Source organism: uncultured Campylobacter sp. (assembly GCF_938041645.1).
Classification (GTDB): Bacteria; Campylobacterota; Campylobacteria; order Campylobacterales; family Campylobacteraceae; genus Campylobacter_B.
In genome coordinates, this window is record NZ_CALIST010000025.1 from 1 (window position 1) to 18,363 (window position 18,363).

Sequence of the window (18,363 nt, forward strand, 5' to 3'; positions counted from 1 at the left end):
CTTCTTGTATCGCAGAGTAGAGCAGTGGTAGCTCGTCGGGCTCATAACCCGAAGGTCGTTGGTTCAAATCCACCCTCTGCAACCAATATCTTTAAATTTATATCACAGCATCGTGGTTTCAAAATTTTACTCTTGACTTCATTGTGAAACAATAAAATCTTCTATAATCTAAATCGGGGTATTTTATCTACTAATTTATTTCAAGCTAATGGCTTAAAATTAATAATTATCGAGAAAGATATATAAAACTCTTTAAATTGTAAAATTTGCCGACTCGTCTAAAATTTGTGATTTATCATACCACCAATCTTATCAATAATATTAAATAGGAATTGCGAAAGACTTAAATTTGCACGGATTTTCTTATCGTAACATTTAGAATTTTATGGCTCTCTTTAACTTAAGCTCACACAAAGGAGCAGTAAGTTACGATGAGAGCTATGAAAAACAAGTATATCTATCGTTCCCGAATTTCGCGGAAGAAATTTAGAGAAATTTTAAAGTATTTTGCAGAAGACATAGAAGCATCAAAGATATCAAATTTAACTAAAATTTCAGAAGTAACCCTATGTAAAATCTTTAGAAAATAAGAGCTCTTATGTCTAAAGAGTGTGAAAAGATAAGCAAATTTAGCGGTGAGATTTCCAGCTCGCAAGCTCGCCTAGAAGCTTCGCTTTGAGATTGATGAAAGCTACTTCGGATCTAAAAGAGTAAGGGGTAAAAGAGGTAGAGGCGCAGCAAATAAAACGCCAGTGTTCAGTATGCTTAAAAGAGACGGCAAAGTTTATACTCAGATAGTTAAAAACTACTCTGCTAGTGAGCTAATACCCATATTATCGCAATATAGCGAGCTTGATAGCTCTACTATCTATTCTGATTGCTAGAAAGCTTATGATGGATTAGTAGATTACGCAGCTAAAGCTCACTACAGAGTAAAACATTCAAAGAATGAATTTGCTAATGGTAAAAACCATATAAATGGTATTGAGAATTTCTGGGGCTATGCTAAACATAGACTAGCTAAATTTAAAGGCATTAAGAAAGAGAATTTCTTGCTTCATCTTAAAGAATGTGAATTTAGATATAATACTAAAACTATACAGGAAAACCTATATCAGAAACTGTTGAAATTGATAAGAGAGAATCTAATTAAGTTTAATTGAGCCATTTTATTTAGCTGCCCGTCCGGTCGCTCGCAAAGACGGAAGTCATGGAAGCTATTCCTCATCTACAATTACCCATCTTTTTCTAGATTCTTCATCGTATTGCTTTAAAATTTCTATTATTCTATTCTGCAATATTTGCAAAGTTTCCATATATTTTGTAGGAATTAGTTCAAAAATATCCTCTAATTCGCAGCACTCGATTATTATGTCTATAATGTATTCATTAACCTTATTTTTTTCCAAATGCGTTGAAATATAGGGCGAAAACAAAATTCTTTGGCTTTCATCTATAGTAATCGCTTTGTATTCCAATGCTTGTAATAAGCCTAGCGCCATTAGCAAAATAGCCCTCTCGCTTACCATGTCAATATTTTTTTCTAATATCATTCGTCTCGCTCCGCTCGTATTTAATTTTATCTAAAATCATACAAATCTTCCTCTCGTCTATCTTTCCATAAAGGCAAGGGTTTGCCAGCTCAAATATGATTTCCTGCAAAATTTCATCCTCATATCCTATATCCTCGCGACACTCGATTAAATTTGCCCATTCCTCAAGGAGCTCATATGAAATTTCTTTATCAACGACTCTATTTAAGATGTTTGCGATGGTATTTTGAGTTATCGTTACAAGCTCCGATTCGCTATCAAAGCCTATCTTTGCTAAGTCGCTTTTTATCGCGCTTATATCTTTGGTGAAATTTATCAAATTTAATAAAATATCTATTTTAGCCATCAATGCCACATTCGCCCTCAAGCCTCTATAGCCATATCCTTGTCTTTTCATAAAGCCTCGGTTCTAAAATTCTAAATTTCATATTGTTTTTCCTTTTAAAATTTAATTGGTTGCCGATATTTTATTTGCGCAATCCAATTAAAATTTTCATTTGGACACCTGCCCGGGGCCAATGGCCGGATAATATATAAAATCATCTCCATTTCTAGCGCGATACTTAGTGATATATTCGATTGCCAATTCGAATGCATTATTAACTCCCCTGTTGGTACTCCAGCCGTCGTATGTGATGATGGGCTCATCGCCGCTTAGGCGATATACGTCTCCTCCTAGGATAATCATACCTTTATCTCTTGTGATTTTTAGCACCTCCATTACATCGTCAAATTTCCAAGCGATTTCATAAAAACCGAGCTTCTCTCTTAGGCGAATGCCTCGCTCTAAAAGATCCTGCGGCACTATATTTACAAAATCCTCATCTGTAAACAACATAATTCGCTCCTTTTAAGTATAAGATTATTACCATTGCCATTTTTCTATTTCGTCTTTCTTTACGAAATACTCCGTTTCATCGCAGGGATAATAAATTTTACACCATTCGCCTTCGCAGGATTGGATAGGGATGACTATCTCATCATAATAAGCAAATTCCTCTTTATCTTCATAGAAAATTTTACGAATAACGCCATCTTTAAATTTATATATAATTTTTTGATCTATTTTTTCGCCGCATTCGCCGTAAAAGGCATCGTCTTTGTGTTTTGCAAAAGTGATTTTATGCCCTAAAATCGTAGGACTGCACCCATATAGGCATAATGCGACAAAAGATATAACAAAATTTCTCATCCCTCCTCCTACTTAAAATGCGCTCTATCTTTTATTTAGATCCCCAAGTCTTTTGACCGTTAGGCCAAAGTTGCTCTATCTCATCCTTCTTGACATAATACTCCGTATCGCCGCAAGGATAGTAAATTTTACACCATTTATCGTCACAAGATTCTATCGGAACCGTAGTTGATGTTTTATTATAATACTGAGATAAAGTCTCTACTAGCTTATATTCATATTCACCGCTTTTTTGGCTTTTAGCTCTTGAATATATATCTAAAAAATCCTCAAGGCTCCTCGGTACGTAAAGTTTATCATGAGGTATATAGTCATGAAAAATAAAACCGCAAGAACTTTCAGATTTTGTACCCCAAGCAAAAAAGCGATTATTAAGGGTACACCCCGCTAGTAAAGCAACATATGCCAATGATAGCACAACAAATTTATTCATTTCTTTTTCCTCTCTTCTATAATGTTGCGTATTGCGTCTTGTACTTCTTGATGCTCTTGGCGTCTCTACCACCGAATTTGGGCAAAATATACGCTTTGTTCATATGGGAAATCCCTAATGCGAAAAAAGCCCCTAATAAGACTCCTAATATTTCGGAAAAGATTATATCTAAAATAAAAATGAAAGAGGCTGGAACGACTAAAATTTAAGATAGGCGCCTATGCGCCGGAACTAAATGCAACTAAAAAGAAGTGATTAAAATTTAAAAATAGATAATTGGTGGAGGTGTGCGGGATTGAACCGCAGTCCGAAAACAAACGACCAAAGCCTCTACATGTTTAGCAAAAGTGAAGTTCTCGCGCAGGCTCGCTCACTTTCCAAAACGATCCGCCGGCGCAAAGACTAGGATTCACCCTACGGCTCGTCACGCCACAGAGCTACGCTATCACAGATTACCCGCCGCCGCGCTTAGATAGTATCGGCGCAGAGCAGGGCTCGACTGGACTTACGCAGCTTTAGCGTAAGCAGGAGCAAATTTAACGTTGTTTGCGTTTAAATTTAGTTTGGATTTTATACGCTGTATCCAAAGCGACATGCCGCCTTGACCCATCCGTTCCCGTCGAAGCCAAGTCACCCCCGAAAGAATGCGCGCGCATTTTACTTTAAAATTTTATAAATGTCAAATTCGGCTTATGCTAGAATTGCGTTCAAATTTTAACCAAATCAAGGAGCCAAAATGTCAAAAATCACGCTTTCTAAATTATACGAGATGAAAAAATCCGGCGAGAAAATCGTGATGATCACCGCCTACGACGCGCTTTTTGCTAAAATTTTCGACGACGAAGTAGATATGGTGCTCGTAGGCGACAGCCTAAATATGAGCTTCGGCGGGCACTCCGAGACCTTGGGCGCAAGCGTGGAGCAGATGATCTATCACGCGCGCGCCGTAAGACGGGGGCTCAAGCGAGCGTATATGGTCGTGGATATGCCGTTTTGCTCGTGCGCGACGCGAGAGCTCGCGCTACAAAACTGCGCCAAAGTCTATGAGAGCACCGGCTGTGACGCCGTTAAGATCGAAGGCGGCGCGCATATGGCAGATACCGTGGCGCTGCTTAATCGAAACGGTATCGCCGTGATGAGCCACATCGGGCTTAAGCCGCAGTTTTCGCGCTTTACGGGCGGCTACAAGGTGAGCGGACGCGGAGAGGAGGGCGCGCGCGAGGTCTTAAACGACGCTAGAGTGCTTGTCGAGGCGGGTGCGGTGCTGCTGCTTGTCGAGGGGACGATCTGCTCGGTTGCAAATCAAGTGGCACTCGGCACCGACGTGCCCGTCATCGGCATCGGCGCGGGTGCGGGCGTGGATGGACAGGTGCTTGTGTGGAGCGATATGTGTGGATTTTTCACGGAGTTTCGGCCGAAATTCGTTAAGCGCTATTTAGACGGCGCCGAGCTGGTAAAAGGTGCGGTGCGCGAATACGCGCGCGAAGTCAAGGAGGAGAGCTTTCCGAGCGAGGAGTTTGAATACAAGCAGTAGTGGGATTTGGGCTAAATTTTAAAATTTACGCGCCGAAATTCTAGCCATAAAGCTCCGCTTGTCTTAAATTAACGCTTCATTTTCGCGTGCCGCAGGCTATGTAAACAGCTCGCGCCGCTTGAAATTTATTCGGCGAGAGCGATTGCGAGCGCTTTAGCTAGTGCGAGAGATCGCGGGCACTTTGGGCGGATACTCTGCGCGGTATATTTTATACGGGGCGCCGTGCGAGAGTTTGCGCGCTTCTGCATGCGGGCGCTATTTCTGTCGCTGAGCGCAATGCGCGAGCGCTTTTCATGAATGCTCGCGCGCCCGCAGCTCTAAAATACGCTACGAGCGCTAAATTTTACGCACGTAGCCGTAGAGCTCAAACATAAACCAGCCGTCAGGCCTAAACGGCTTATAAAATTTAAGGAGAAAATTTGGCTAAAGCTTTAAAAACCTTCATAGCCGTGGCTCTGGGCTTGCTCTTTTGCGTAAAGGTGCTGCCGATTTTGGCGGTATTTTTTGCGTTTAATTCTTTCTTTGATAAAGATGATATGGAGCTGGATAAAGCCCCGCCGATGCAAAACTACGAGCAAAATCACGAGAAATTCCTAGACCTGTTAGCTTTTGCAGGTCGCAACTTCCCTAAAAATTTGCGCGTTACGATCCAGAGCACCTACGGCGATGAGTATATTTGGATCGATTTGGACGGCAACGAGACGAAATTTTATTCAAATTCCATTTTTAGAGATAATGCGCCGAGTATCGGCGATGGGCTAAAGCTCATCGGCTGGGACAAAAAGACGTTTGCAGAGCTAAAATCAAAGCTCGCGGCGATAAACACTAGAACCATCGTGCTAAATAGAAGCGGCGATAGCGGGGTGCCTTGGGCGGAGATCACCTACCGATACGTGGAGCACTTCACCGATAGCTATCAGTTTTATGCCCCTGATAGCCCGAAGCTTGCCAAGCTGCACGCCAAGGGCTGCTCGAAAAAATTTGAAAGCGACGGCGTAGTATTTTTATTCGAAATCACAACATCCGGCTCATATAGAGCGTTCTGCGATGGCGACGACGATAATAAGAGCGTTTTGATCGAAGAGCACGATTTGTAGAACTGGGCTCGCGCAGGAAAAATTTAGCGTCTTAATTTGGGCGCGATCGATAAGGCGTCGCGAGGCTGCGTGGCTAAATTTAACCGTCGTTCGGCGCTAAATTCCATCGCGCAAACAAAATTTAATCGCGCGGTTTGTCGTTAAATTTTGCCACGGGAGCGAACTTAACTGCACGTCCGCCGCTAATCGTCGCGTAAGCTATCGCTAAGCTCAGCGTAAAATTTTAAGCCCAAGGCTTTCTGCTCCGAGTTCTGCGCGACTGCGAGATACAAATCCTGCGCGAAATTTTACTTAGCTGCGCAAGCGCGTAAGGCAAAATTTTGCATAGGATTTTACGTAGAATTCATTGCGAAATTTTAACCGACTTCGTTAGATAGAATTCTAGCCGGCTGCGTACCGCTAAGCTTGAAGTGCAGATTTTAACCCTCACTGCCGCAAAAATAAGATCCGCATTAAAATTTTACGAGGCAAAATTTCGCTGCAAAATTCCAGGCGCCGAATTTAATATCGTAAAATTCCAGCGCCAAATTTCACGTCGCAAAACTGCGTGCGTATTTTTCAAATGGCTAAATTCCGCGCCGTAAAATTTAGCGCAGTTAGCGACCCGCGCGCTGTTTAGGAGCCGTCACAATAAAATTCCGCACCAAGGCATAGCGGGCGCAGCGGCATGAGCGTAGTTTTAAACGTCGCGCAAAATTTCGCAGTCTTTCACGACGGGTGCTCTGCTTTTTAGCCCCAGCGCTAAGCGCGTACCGTAAAATTCCGCGCGGCAAATTTTATTCCGCCCGCAAAGATCCGTCCCTTAAAAATTGTCAAAATTTAGCCATTTTTCGCTACACTTGCTAAAATTTTAAAAACGATTAAAGAGAGATTATGGACAGAATTGTAGAGATCGAAAAGATGCAGCTCGATGAGAGCGTGGAGAGCTCGCTGCGCCCGTCGAGCTTCGAGGATTACGTGGGGCAGGAGAAGATCAAATCAAACCTCGCCATCGCGATCGCCGCGGCGAAAAAGCGCGCCGACGTGCTTGATCACGTGCTTTTTTACGGGCCGCCGGGGCTTGGCAAAACTACGCTAGCGCACATCATCGCCGCTCAGATGGGCGCCGCTATCAAGGTCACCGCCGCGCCGATGATCGAAAAGGCGGGCGATCTGGCGGCGATTTTAACGAACCTGCAAAGCGGCGACGTGCTTTTCATCGACGAGATCCACCGCCTAAGCCCCGCGATCGAGGAGGTGCTGTATTCGGCGATGGAGGACTTCCGCCTCGACATCATCATCGGCTCGGGTCCTGCCGCGCAGACTATCAAGATCGACATTCCGCACTTTACGCTCATCGGCGCCACGACGCGTGCAGGCATGATCTCGGCGCCGCTGCGGGATCGCTTCGGCATGCAGTTTCGCTTGCAGTTTTACACGCATGCCGAGCTTGCGCGGATAGTGCAGATCGCTTCTGTTAAACTCGGAAAAGAGAGTGCAGCCGACGCTAGCGCCGAGATCGCGCGCCGCTCCCGCGGTACTCCGCGTATCGCGCTACGGCTACTGCGACGCATACGCGATTTTGCCGAGGTGCGCGACGAGGGCGCTATCTCGCACGATCGCGCGCGCGAAGGGCTCGAGGCGCTGGGCGTGGACGAGCAGGGCTTTGACGAGATGGATATAAAATATTTGGAAATTTTATTTGACGCCAAGCGCCGCGCCTTGGGGCTTAGCACGATCGCGGCGGCGCTTAGCGAGGATGAGGGCACGATCGAGGACGTCATCGAGCCCTATCTGCTCGCCAACGGCTACATCGAAAAGACCGCCAAAGGCCGCATCGCAACCGATAAGGCGCGCGAGGCGTTCGGTCGCGTGCTAAAGACTGCGGAGAGAAATCTGTTTGAGGAGTAAGGCGGATGAAATTTTATACTTCACGGCGCTGAGCCATAGCTACGCAGGTGGAAACCCTGCCGTGGCGATTTTTTATATTTGGTCTTTGAATTTTGCTTGGTTTTAAAGCTTCTTCAGATTTAAAATTTAAAGCGGGAGATTTTGTAAATTTAGAGCAAATTTATTATCGCTAAATAAAAAACATCCAAAAGAATATGAAAGGGAATTTTATGAAATTCATAACAAAATATATAAAAAGGCTCTTCTATTATTTTTACGATGTATTTTACAGACGCGTTTTTGTCAGGGGAGTTTCGCATCCGCAGGCACAGGTGGCTAGCATAGGCTGCTATGGTTTGCTTTTTGTCCTATGCGGGATGCTTCTTACTATTTATAGAACGGATACGGCGCCCAAACAATTGAATGAGCTTGAGATAGATACCGGAATTTGAAGAAACGTTTATTATAATTTTCGCGGAAGCGGCGGACGAATACATATAGAACTAGAAAACGGCAAGAAAAAGGTTTATGAAATAAGCAAAAGCGATAGCGATATTTACGAAAAGCTAAAAGGGCAAAAAATCAAAATTTACGGCGAGCCAAGCCCAGATATATTAGGTAATAATGAAATTTTACAGCTTGAAGATAAAGATGGAAAAATATATAAGGAATATAATTTCGATCATATATTGTTAAGACCATATTTGATGACCGCACAGTTTAAATTCTTTTTAAAAGGGGCAGTTTTTCTACTTTTATTGATATTTTTTATAAATTTTTCAGATAGAAATTTGATTAAAAACAATCCAGAAGAAGGAGCAAAAAATGAGTAACGGATTGGGTATTTATTAAGGGATGCGCTTTCGCATGGTCTCGCCAATGCGGCTGCAGCGCAAGCTGGAGCGAAGCTCTGCTTTCATACGCCTATAGGGGTGGCTATTATTCTCACTCTACATTGAAAGTTAAAATTTAGTCTATTCGCGCATCCGTTGTGCTCATTATTTTATAAATTCGTATTCTTTTATCCTACGTGGATTGTTGTTTGCGATTATTAAGGTACATTGATTTTCTAAAAAATAGCCTGTTGCCCGCTTAATTTTTACTTTACTCTCGTTTATCGTACCGATTTTACTTCGCTTCTAGCAGACGCATTCGCTATACATCTTTCTTTTCCGCTTGAAGTTGCTATTGGGCTTATTATAAGAGTTGCGGCGCGAGCGGATCCACACATCGGGCGCGCGCAGCTTTAGATTTTGCGGCGCAACGCGCGCGTCTAGCGCCAGCATATCAGCACTGCCCACCAAAGCGCTAATTTCATCAAATTTAGCCGCACGCAGCCTGCGCGTTCGTATCGCGCGCGCCGATTACCACGCGCGATAGCCCGAGCTCCGCCAAAAGCTCGGCGCAAGACGGGGTCTTGCCGCGGTGCGCGCAAGGTTCAAATGCGGCATAGTAGCACACATCTGGTTTTGACGTATGTTCGAGCTATGCGCTATTTTCATAAATTAGGCACGATTCGTGTACATGTCGTATAGCGCGCTGTATGTGAAAACGCGTGAGAACGCCGCTCGTAAATTTTGTGAAATTTTAAAATTTAATCGAAATCTGATAAAAAAATTTATAAAATACGTCATCAAATTTCAAAAGGATAAAATTTGCCGACGCCAAAAGATAACGCCGCAAGCCGCAACGAAAATCTGGCTGAAAAGATAGCCCAAAATAACGCCGAAAGTAACGCTAAAAGCGAGGCTCAAAATTTCATAGAAAATCAGACCGCAAATAACGCCGAGATTAAAATCGAAGCCGCCGCCGAAGCCAAAGCGACTGTCAAAAACAAGACCAAAGCCGCTACTGAAAAAAGAGCTAAAATCAGCGTCGAAAATCAAAGCGGAAGCGGAGCCAATGTCGGTGTTGAAAGCGGGGTTAAAGCCGCTAAAGCAAATACCGACGCTGATAAAGCAGGCGCAGTTGCGCTAGACGCCGCGGAAGGCAGGACTAAAACTGCCGCCGAAAATAAAAGCAAAAACCGGACCGCAACCGACAAAGTCTCATCTGCTGGTGCTTCCGCGCTTAACAACGCCGCTGAAGCTAACGAAACCTTCTCGGCTAATGCTTCCGCGTTAGGCGACGCTGCCGCTTCGGGGGCCGCCGCGGGTATGAAAGCAGGTCTTGCCAAGGCTAGCGGGCGCGCGAAAACGAACAAGATATTTTTTATCGGCGCAACCTTGCTGATGTTTTGCTGTGTGATCTATCTGTTCTCGCCGTTTTTGATGGTGATCGCAATCGGCGTGCTGATGGCGGTGGCGACCTCGGGTCTGCACGCTAAAGTAACGAAGCTGTGCCGCGGCAGGCGCACGCTAGCCTCGGTGCTTAGCCTGTTTTTGCTCTGCACGCTTTTTTTCGTACCCTTCATCTACGCCGTGATCGAGATCGCAAAAAACGCCGCAAGCTTCGATATGGCGCGCCTAAACGACGCACTTAGCTACGTTCAGAGCCTAGACATCAGGCTGCCCGGGCCTTTTGAAAAATTTGATACGCAGTTTCGCTCGTTTTTGGCAAACCTAGACGTCGCGGGCGTGGCGAAGCAGATCATCTCCTACCTCTCGGTCGTCGGGAAATCCAGCGCGAAATTTATCGTCGATATGGTGTTCATCATCGTGTTTTGCTTTTTTGCTTACCTCTACGGCGAGAGCTTCAAGCGCTTTTTTAAAAAAATTCTACCCGTCGAGCCCTCGCAGATCGATTATATCTTTTCCGAGACGGCAAATACGATGAGCGTCGTGTTTTACTCGACCATCTTCAACGCCGTATTGCAGGGCTTTTTGTTTTCGATCATCGCAGGGATCTTCGGCTTTGACGCGCTGCTGATGGGGGTGCTTTTTGCCTTCTGCTCGCTCATCCCCGCAGTCGGCGGCGCGCTCATCTACGTGCCCACCGCGCTATACGTGCTAGCGGGGGGCAGTACCTCGGGCGCGATCGTGATAATGGCGTATTGCGTGATACTGATCTCGACGCTCGCGGACAGCTTCGTTAAGCCGCTCGTGATAAAATTTATCAACTCGCGCCTAGTCGAAAACCCCGCAAACATCAACGAGATGCTGATCTTCTTCTCGATGCTTTCGGGCATCAGCACGTTTGGGTTCTGGGGCGTGATCTTGGGACCCGCGATTTTAACGCTATTTATCGCTGTGCTAAATTTATACGATTATCTAAAAAAGATAGAATTCGAGTAGGGCTTGCGTCGCTGGGCGCTTTTAAATTTATGAAAATGCTGCCCGTAAAACGCAATGCCCAGCACGTCCTTGCGGCTTTTTGTCCGTTCGCGCCATAAATTTTTAAAATTTAGCTTCGGCGCGGAATTTCTACGCCTAGGAATTTTAAAACTTATGCTCTTGTTTTGAAATTTAAAAACCCTCTGCGCGCCGCAAGCCTGTGTGCCGAATGAATGGCCGCGATACTAGGGAGTAAATGCGCGCGCTAAATTTAGCGTGTTTGACGGCGGCTGAGCTCGCTCGATGTTTTACTGCGGCACATCTCAAGCTGCGCGCAGAAGTAGTTTCTGCTGGCGGTCGGCACCCCGGTCGCCGTATTTTTATAGTGCCATCCCAAGCAGACGGGCGTCGCAGCGGCTATAGGCTGTGGCGCCAGACGGCAGTCGCTACGGCACCGCCTTTTATGCGGCGTCTGATTTGGTGCGGCATGTTTTTTATGCGACGTAAAGCATAGCGCTGCGCAGAAATTTCATAAATTTAATTCGTCCGTCGTTTTTAAAATTCTGTATCGTCATAGAGTCTAATTGTAGATTTAAATTTACGGCTAAACGCAAGGCAGCAGATCAAAGGCGTAAAAATCGGCTAGGAGCGCAAAAGCGGCGTCGGGCTAGAGATACAAAAACAGGCTAGAAGCGGTAAAGATGAGTTGGAAAAAATTTCAAATTCCGTGGGCGCAGATAAAATTTATACAAAAAATTTTACCGAGTGACGCAGAGATCGTCGAAAATATAAAATTTAGACAAAAAGCACCAATAGAGCGGTGGCGGCGATTTAGACTCGCACTTTGCCGCCGTATTTGATCTGGCTCGGGTCTTTTTCGTCCAGCTCGCGCATTATCTGCTCGCCGTTGTCGGAGTTTGCCGCGGCGATGTCTGCGTCAAGATCGGAGTATGAGTAGATCATCATCGCCTCGCTTACGCCTTTTATAGCCTCTATCGCGCGAAATGCGGCAATCTCGTCCTCGAAGCTCTCCGCGCTAATCGTGGCTACCGCCTTGCCGTCCTCGCACGCGACGAACTCGCAGCCGCCGATACTTTGCAGCTCCTTGCGAAACGCCGCTATATCGGTATCTGCGCCTAGATAGATTACGACGCTTGAAATATTCATTTTAGTTCCCAAAAGTAGATATATCTATTGTACCCCGAGCCCACGAGATAATCTCCTTCGAAAAGCAGATAGTTGATGATGTCGTTGTCCAGCTCGATGCTGCGGACGATCTCGCCTGCTTTATCGATTACGCGCACGCCGTTACCAACGGTAAAAGCACCCAGCTCGGGGCTTAGCGCCACGGCAAAAACTGCGAAACGGGCGTTATAAAATTTAGCGAAATCGCCGTTTTCGTAGTAGCACGATCTTTCTTTGTCGTTCGAGCCGCTCATAATGCGATCGCCAAGCAGCGCCACGGAGTAGATCCCGTCCTTGTGCAGGGACTTTTGGCTCATAAGCTTTTTTGCTTTCGCGTCGAAATAAAACACGATACCGCCTTCGCACGAGATTAGTAGCGTCCCGCTAGCGCGGTCGTAGGCGCTGCCGCCTAAAGACGCGATGGTGAGCTTTTGCTCGAAGCTTACCTTGCCGCTAGGTAGGTCGAAGTATAAAATTTCGCTACCAAGACCTAGCAAAATCACGGTATTTTCGTCGTAGAAATAGACGTTTTTAATCCCCGTCATCGGCAACTTGTAGTGCGTGATCTTGCCGCCCGCAAATATACCCAGCATCTTTTCAAACGCGTCGCCGTTATACAAAAATGCGTATCGCTCGCCTAGTTTATCGACGTCGAATATGGTAGCGCCCATCGGCTCGTCTAGGTAATTTTTGGACGAGGGTAGGGCGAAAATTAGCGTTTTGGATATTGCGCCCGAGGCGGAATTCGAGGCGGAATTTAATGCCGTAGAATTCTGCTTCGCGGAATTTTCTAAAGAATTTACGGCAGCGGAATTTGCGATGGAATTTCCCGTGGAATTTACGCTTGCTTTAGCATTGAAATTCTGCGCCGCATCGGAATTTGTGCTTGCGACGGAATTTTGATCTGCGAAATTTTGCCCGGCGGTGGAATTTCGCGTGGAATTCTCCGCGGAGTTAATGGTGATTTTATAGAGCTTGCCGTTGTCAAGCCCTGCGTAAATTTCGCCGTCTAGATTTTTTAGTACCGCGACATTTGCGTCAAGCTCTAGTATGAAGCTAGCGTGTTTGATCTTTGCAGGCGCATCTATGCCCACAGCGCCACTAGGTATTGCAACGCCGTTGCTGGCATAGATGAAGCAGGCGCAAAGTAGCAGCGGTGGTAAAAATTTCATCGCGCGCTCCTACTCAACCTCGGCGCCTTGATTTAGCGTATCTATGAGATTAGAAGTGGAATTTGCGTCGCTAAACCTGCTAAAATCAGCCTTAAAATTATTTTTCACTAGCGGATTGGTTTGGGCTTGCGGTACGTGGCATTGAGTGCAATTGAATCGCTGCTCGGCTAGCGTGCCGTTTAGATCCGCGCCTGTGCGAAAGTCCACCAAGTGGCTTTTTGGAATCGGCGTAGAACCTACATCCTTAGCGACATCGGGCATATGGCAGGTTACGCACATATTGTTATCCTTTGTGATCGGCACGAGCCCCTCTAGGCTGTGCGGTATGAGCGGCGGAGCGTTTTCGAAGCTGCGCTCGATCTTTGAAGCGGCGCCCGGAGCATCCTCGCTATATTTGAAATCGGGCAGGGAATTTTTATTTTGCGCCGATTCGTCTACGCTTTTTATAAAGCCCAAGCTGTCGGCATCTATAGATGCCGTCTTGTCCGCGGCAAATAGCGCCGCACAGCATGCAAGAGCCAAGCCTAAAACCATTTTTTTCATTTTTTCACTCCTAATATACTAAAATTTAACGCATTGTCGTCGCATACGTCGATGCAGCGCCCGCAGCTGATACACTCGCTGCTAACGCGCCCGTTTTCGTGCCCGACCATCTTAAGCACCTGCACTTCGGGGCAGACCATTTTGCATTTGCCGCACATCGTGCATTTATCAACCTCGTGGCGAATGCGAATGATACTAAAATAGCTAAGCGCCGCCCAAAATCCGCCGAGCGGGCATAGCCGCGAACAGATCGTGCGATCGCCTGCGAAAATTTCAAAAACTACAATCAGCAGCGCGATTGCAAACGCACTAGCACTCAGCGATATGACGGCGCGCGCGAAAAGCGAGATAAAGCTTACGCTCTCAAACACCGCAAAGCCGAAAGCTCCGCTGCAAACAAGCGCTAACACCGCTAGGACGTAGCGAGCCTTGCGATTTACGCTAACGAGTCTAGTCGTTATGCCAAGTCTTTTACGAAGCCACGCGGCAAGATCGGTTAGTAAATTTATCGGGCAAACCCATGAGCAATATACTCGCGGCGCTATAAGCGCATAAAATGCTCCTACGATAAGCGCTCCGATAACCGCCGTAGCACCTAAAGAAAAGCTAGCTAACAGCATCTGCGCCGTCGCAAACGGATCGCTTAGATTAATCGTGCCGAAAAGTTTCGACGAGCTTAGATTGCCTTTTAGAATTCCGGATAAAATTCCGTTTTCGCTCGCGGCTTTGAAGGCGAAATTATTTCCTAAAATAAAAAGGACTAGAATAGAAATTTGGCTTAAACGCCTTAAAATAGTGTATTTCATTGTCTAGCCCCCTCCATTAGATCATCCTCGTTTAAGTAGTCCTTGCTCTTTTGCGGATCGAGCTTGATTTTGGTGTCTGCGTCCTTTAACTTCGCGTCGTCGCCCTTGATCCAGCCTTTGACATAGTTATCGCTGGAAATTCCTATGACGCGCTCGCGCTCCACGACGCTGATAGCCGCCTTTTTCGTGACGCAGGCATGCTCGCATTTGCCGCAACCCGTGCAGTAGTTGCTATCTACGACGGGCACGAGCAGGGCATGCTTTTCGGTGCGGTCGTTGTGGCGGTAATCGATCCTGAGTGCCTTATCCATTACGGGGCAGTTTCGCACGCACGCGTCGCATTGGATGCCCGCATAAGCGATGCAATGCTCGGTATCTATGACCGCAACGCCCATCTTGGATAGATGCACGTTAAGCTTAGAGTTTTCGCTCACTAAGCCTTTATCTAGCGCGTCGCTAGGACAGGCTGCGACGCAAGGTATGTCGTCGCACATATAGCACGGAATTTCGCGCGGGATAAAAAACGGCGTGCCGTTTGCAATAGCGTGATCGCAAAAGCTCGCAAGCTTAAGCGTATCAAACGGGCATGCCTCGACACAAAGCCCGCACCTTAGGCATTTGCTAAGAAATTCTTTCTCGCTTATAGCTCCGGGCGGGCGGAGTCTGGCGTGCTCGCTAGAGTTTGCGACTCCGAGCCCCAGAACGCCTATGCCCGCAGCTAAAGAAAGAATACCTAAGACCTCACGCCTATCCATAATTTACGCCTTGTAAATTTTAACCGCGCATTTTTTGTAGTCGGTCTCTTTTGAAAGCGGACAAGTATGATCGAGCGTGACGCGGTTGATATAAACCTTCTCGTCAAAAAACGGCACGAAAATAAGTCCCTTCGGCGGAATGTTACGTCCGTGAAAGTCCACGCGCGCTTTGACTTTGCCGCGGCGCGACTCGATCCAGACGATCTCGTTTTGTTGTACGCCGATTTTGGCGCCGTCGGCTTCGTTCATATAGCATCTTGCCTCCGGTACGGCGCGATAAAGCTCTGGCACGCGCATAGTCATAGTGCCGGTGTGCCAGTGCTCCAGCACGCGACCCGTACATAGCCAGAAAGGATACTCCTCGCTTGGCACTTCTACAGGATCCATATATGGACGGAAGAAAATTTTAGCTTTATTGGCAAGGCTTGTTTTTTCTTCGCCAGAAGTAGCGGATTTTAGATCGCCGCTAGGAAGCGCCGCCTTTGCGTTACCGTAGAAAGCGAAGTCGCTATCCGGAGCCGCTTTTTTAGCATAAGGATCGTATTGAGCGTTAAAGCGCCAAAGCGTCTCTTTACCGTCTACGACCGGCCATCTAAGACCGCGCACTCGGTGATAGGTATCGAAATCCGCTAAATCGTGTCCGTGACCGGTACCGAATTTTCGGTATTCTTCCCAGAGATATTTTTGGATGAAAAAGCCGTATCCTTTAAATTCTTTGCCGTCGCTGCCGATTACGCCGCGAGAGTCGCCGTTTACTTCGGAGTTATCGAAGCTTGCCATAATCGGATCTTTTGCCGCGAAGGCCTGAGCGTCTTTGTTTGCAAAGAGCACTTCAAATAGTGTAGTCTCTGGCGTATAGCCGAATTCTGAAATTTTATCCAATACGTTTGGAAGCGTAAGCTTATCATTCACTTTAACCTCGCCCCAGAAATCCTTGAGTTTGAAGCGCTTGGAAAACTCTAACATCTGCCACGTATCGCTCATAGCGTCGCCCACAGGAAGGACCTGCTGTCTCCACCACTGAGTTCTACGCTCGGCATTGCCGTATGCGCCCCATTTTTCGTAGATCATCGCCGTAGGCAGGATCAAATCGGCTACCTTCGCGCTTAGTCCGGGATACGGGTCGCTTACTACGATGAAGTTATCCATCTCGCGCGCCGCGGCGATCCAATGGTTTGCGTTGGCGATCTGCTGCCACGGGTTGTTGACCTGTACCCATATCCATTTTATCTTGCCATCTTCGAGATTGCGCAGAGCCTGCACGTAGTGCGCACCCGGTTTTGGGTTTATCGTGCCCTCGGGAAGCTTCCAAATTTTTTCGGAAACCTTTCTGTGAGCGGGATTTGCCACGACCATATCGGCAGGTAGTCGGTGAGAAAACGTGCCTACCTCTCTAGCCGTGCCGCAAGCGCTAGGCTGACCGGTAAGCGAAAATGCTCCGCAGCCCGGCTTGGCTTGCTTGCCGAGCAGGAAATGCACCATATAGCTTTGCTCATTGACCCAGGTTCCTCTTGAGTGCTGATTAAAGCCCATCGTCCAAAAGCTTACTACTTTGCGATCTTTTTCTATATAAAAATCTGCCAGCTGCTTTAGCTTGGTCTTAAACGCCTCTAAATCCTCACTTTCGTCACCCTTAGCTAAAGGCGCTACGAAATCTAGCGTGTAAGGCTCCAGCGCTTTTTTAAATTCTTCGAAGCTTATGAGCCAGTGGGCATCTGATTTGTCAGAGTGTTTGTTTTCGAGTACATCGCCCTCTTTCATACCCAGATATGCTAACGTAACGCCCTCGGATTTGCTTAAAATTTTGGATTTTTGCTTAGCCGCGGTATCAAGCTCGGTTTTGCGGTATTTTTTATGATTTATATCTTCTCGCAAGCCGTAGCCGATATCCACAGGGCCTGTAGCGAATACACAGTGCTCTTTAATAAATTTCTCATCTATCATATCCGGGTGGTTGTAGACGATCTCCCTTGCTATGTAGTTCCATATCGCTAAATCGGTATTCGGACGGAATATAATTTCGATATCGGCGATATTTGAAGTGCGGCTAGAGTAGGTCGAGAGATTTATAACTTTTACGCGGTCCGGGTTGCGAAGCTTGTGGTCGGAGACGCGAGACCAAAGAATCGGGTGCATCTCAGCCATATTTGCACCCCAAGCGATGATGGTATCAGTTAGCTCGATATCGTCGAAAACGCCCGCAGGCTCGTCAATACCGAAGGTTTGCATAAAACCTACGACGGCGCTGGCCATGCACTGGCGAGCATTAGGATCGAGATTATTGGAGCGAAAGCCCGCCTTTACTAGTTTTGCTGCGGCGTAACCTTCCGGGATCGTGTATTGACCGCTACCAAGTACGGCAAAGCCCTCAGGACCGCCTTCGTTATAGGCTCGCCTAAAATGCTTCTCCATTTCGTCGAACGCTCTTTGCCAGCTGATCTCGATAAATTTTCCCTTTTTGTCGAATTCACCTTTGGAATTTACGCGTAAAAGAGGCTTGGTAATGCGATCTGCGCCATACATGATCTTTGCGTTAAAATAGCCTTTGATGCAGTTTAGACCGCGATTTACGGGCGCTAACGGATCGCCTTTGACCGCTACGATCTTGCCGTCTTTGGTGGCTACCATGATGCCACAGCCGGTGCCGCAGAAGCGACAAGCCGCCTTGTCCCAGCGCCAGCCTTTTTCAGCTTCGTCCGCAGCACTAAGACTGCTAGGTAAACTGATGCCCGCAACGCTACAGGCAGCCGCTGCTGCAGAGCTTTTTATAAAGTCTCGTCTATCCATGAGATTAACCTTTCGTTTAGAATTTAAATTTCTATTAACGTGTTGGATAATAGCATAAAAAAACAGCTTAGTCTAGATTAAAATCAAGGTTTTTTCTACATAGATTTCAGATATAAGATAATAATTTTATAAATTTTAAATTTAGTGGCTCAAATTTTATCAGGATAGCGAGTTTTTGATAAATTTTAATATAGATTTTCATTTAATTAAATTAATATATTATAC

General features: G+C 46.3%; 17 protein-coding genes, 1 tRNA gene, 1 other RNA gene and 1 pseudogene. 7 read left to right on the forward strand and 13 right to left on the reverse strand.

The window, feature by feature from the left end:
• Window positions 1-10: 10 nt before the first annotated feature.
• Both Q0600_RS04280 and Q0600_RS04285 read left to right on the forward strand, forming a co-directional pair.
• Window positions 11-85: transfer RNA gene (locus Q0600_RS04280), tRNA-Met, on the forward strand.
• A 355-nt stretch (window positions 86-440) separates the two neighbouring features.
• Window positions 441-1,163, forward strand: a pseudogene (locus Q0600_RS04285) (IS1595 family transposase).
• Window positions 1,164-1,217: 54 nt separating this feature from the next.
• Here Q0600_RS04285 and Q0600_RS04290 read toward each other — a convergent pair.
• The 6 genes from Q0600_RS04290 to ssrA all read right to left on the reverse strand — a co-directional run bounded on the left by Q0600_RS04290 (window position 1,218) and on the right by ssrA (window position 3,816).
• Complete coding sequence (locus tag Q0600_RS04290) at window positions 1,218-1,553, reverse strand: DUF3969 family protein (protein WP_298757299.1); 336 nt, start codon at window positions 1,551-1,553, stop codon at window positions 1,218-1,220.
• On the reverse strand, window positions 1,531-1,950 hold the full coding sequence (locus Q0600_RS04295) for a hypothetical protein (RefSeq protein WP_298757302.1): 420 nt from the start codon (window positions 1,948-1,950) through the stop codon (window positions 1,531-1,533). The genes Q0600_RS04290 and Q0600_RS04295 overlap by 23 nt, the downstream gene beginning before the upstream one ends.
• 96 nt (window positions 1,951-2,046) lie before the next feature.
• Window positions 2,047-2,391 carry an Imm40 family immunity protein gene (imm40, locus tag Q0600_RS04300; protein WP_298757305.1) on the reverse strand — a complete coding sequence of 115 codons (345 nt, stop codon included), beginning with the start codon at window positions 2,389-2,391 and terminating at the stop codon, window positions 2,047-2,049.
• A gap of 27 nt (window positions 2,392-2,418) precedes the next feature.
• Window positions 2,419-2,745 (reverse strand): hypothetical protein, encoded by a 327-nt coding sequence (locus tag Q0600_RS04305; RefSeq protein WP_298757307.1) that lies wholly within the window; start codon window positions 2,743-2,745, stop codon window positions 2,419-2,421.
• Between the two features lie 31 nt (window positions 2,746-2,776).
• Window positions 2,777-3,178 carry a hypothetical protein gene (locus Q0600_RS04310; protein ID WP_298757310.1) on the reverse strand — a complete coding sequence of 134 codons (402 nt, stop codon included), beginning with the start codon at window positions 3,176-3,178 and terminating at the stop codon, window positions 2,777-2,779.
• Between the two features lie 277 nt (window positions 3,179-3,455).
• Window positions 3,456-3,816: a transfer-messenger RNA gene (gene ssrA / locus Q0600_RS04315) on the reverse strand.
• 98 nt (window positions 3,817-3,914) lie between these two features.
• Between ssrA and panB the strand changes: the two genes are divergently transcribed.
• The 4 genes from panB (at window position 3,915) to Q0600_RS04335 (ending at window position 8,130) form a co-directional block, all read left to right on the forward strand.
• Window positions 3,915-4,712 carry a 3-methyl-2-oxobutanoate hydroxymethyltransferase gene (gene panB, locus Q0600_RS04320; RefSeq protein ID WP_298757313.1) on the forward strand — a complete coding sequence of 266 codons (798 nt, stop codon included), beginning with the start codon at window positions 3,915-3,917 and terminating at the stop codon, window positions 4,710-4,712.
• Between the two features lie 419 nt (window positions 4,713-5,131).
• Window positions 5,132-5,809 (forward strand): hypothetical protein, encoded by a 678-nt coding sequence (locus tag Q0600_RS04325; protein ID WP_298757316.1) that lies wholly within the window; start codon window positions 5,132-5,134, stop codon window positions 5,807-5,809.
• Between the two features lie 873 nt (window positions 5,810-6,682).
• Complete coding sequence (ruvB, locus tag Q0600_RS04330; protein WP_297881127.1) at window positions 6,683-7,699, forward strand: Holliday junction branch migration DNA helicase RuvB; 1,017 nt, start codon at window positions 6,683-6,685, stop codon at window positions 7,697-7,699.
• A 209-nt stretch (window positions 7,700-7,908) separates the two neighbouring features.
• On the forward strand, window positions 7,909-8,130 hold the full coding sequence (locus Q0600_RS04335) for a hypothetical protein (protein ID WP_298757319.1): 222 nt from the start codon (window positions 7,909-7,911) through the stop codon (window positions 8,128-8,130).
• Between the two features lie 871 nt (window positions 8,131-9,001).
• On the opposite strand, the gene Q0600_RS04340 is transcribed toward Q0600_RS04335, so the two are convergent.
• Window positions 9,002-9,139: a hypothetical protein gene (locus tag Q0600_RS04340; RefSeq protein ID WP_298757322.1), complete on the reverse strand. Its 138-nt coding sequence runs from the start codon at window positions 9,137-9,139 to the stop codon at window positions 9,002-9,004.
• Between the two features lie 194 nt (window positions 9,140-9,333).
• On the opposite strand from Q0600_RS04340, the gene Q0600_RS04345 reads away from it, so the two are divergent.
• On the forward strand, window positions 9,334-10,911 hold the full coding sequence (locus tag Q0600_RS04345; RefSeq protein ID WP_298757325.1) for an AI-2E family transporter: 1,578 nt from the start codon (window positions 9,334-9,336) through the stop codon (window positions 10,909-10,911).
• An 810-nt stretch (window positions 10,912-11,721) separates the two neighbouring features.
• Here Q0600_RS04345 and Q0600_RS04350 read toward each other — a convergent pair.
• Genes Q0600_RS04350 through napA form a run of 6 tightly spaced genes read right to left on the reverse strand, consistent with a single transcriptional unit; the run spans window position 11,722 to window position 18,138 of the window.
• Window positions 11,722-12,057, reverse strand: coding sequence for a chaperone NapD (locus Q0600_RS04350; protein WP_298757326.1), 336 nt, complete (start codon window positions 12,055-12,057; stop codon window positions 11,722-11,724).
• Window positions 12,054-13,247, reverse strand: a complete 1,194-nt coding sequence (locus tag Q0600_RS04355; RefSeq protein WP_298757331.1) for a hypothetical protein — start codon at window positions 13,245-13,247, stop codon at window positions 12,054-12,056. The genes Q0600_RS04350 and Q0600_RS04355 overlap by 4 nt, the downstream gene beginning before the upstream one ends.
• 9 nt (window positions 13,248-13,256) lie before the next feature.
• Window positions 13,257-13,790, reverse strand: coding sequence for a nitrate reductase cytochrome c-type subunit (locus tag Q0600_RS04360; RefSeq protein WP_297942089.1), 534 nt, complete (start codon window positions 13,788-13,790; stop codon window positions 13,257-13,259).
• The gene (gene napH, locus Q0600_RS04365; RefSeq protein WP_298757334.1) at window positions 13,787-14,596 is read right to left on the reverse strand and encodes a quinol dehydrogenase ferredoxin subunit NapH; all 810 of its coding nucleotides are present in this window, start codon (window positions 14,594-14,596) and stop codon (window positions 13,787-13,789) included. Before napH ends, Q0600_RS04360 begins: the two co-directional genes overlap by 4 nt.
• Entirely contained in the window at window positions 14,593-15,351 is a 759-nt protein-coding gene (gene napG / locus Q0600_RS04370) for a ferredoxin-type protein NapG (RefSeq protein WP_298757336.1), read from the reverse strand. Before napG ends, napH begins: the two co-directional genes overlap by 4 nt.
• 3 nt (window positions 15,352-15,354) lie before the next feature.
• The gene (napA, locus tag Q0600_RS04375) at window positions 15,355-18,138 is read right to left on the reverse strand and encodes a nitrate reductase catalytic subunit NapA (RefSeq protein WP_298757339.1); all 2,784 of its coding nucleotides are present in this window, start codon (window positions 18,136-18,138) and stop codon (window positions 15,355-15,357) included.
• Between the last annotated feature and the right edge of the window lie 225 nt (window positions 18,139-18,363).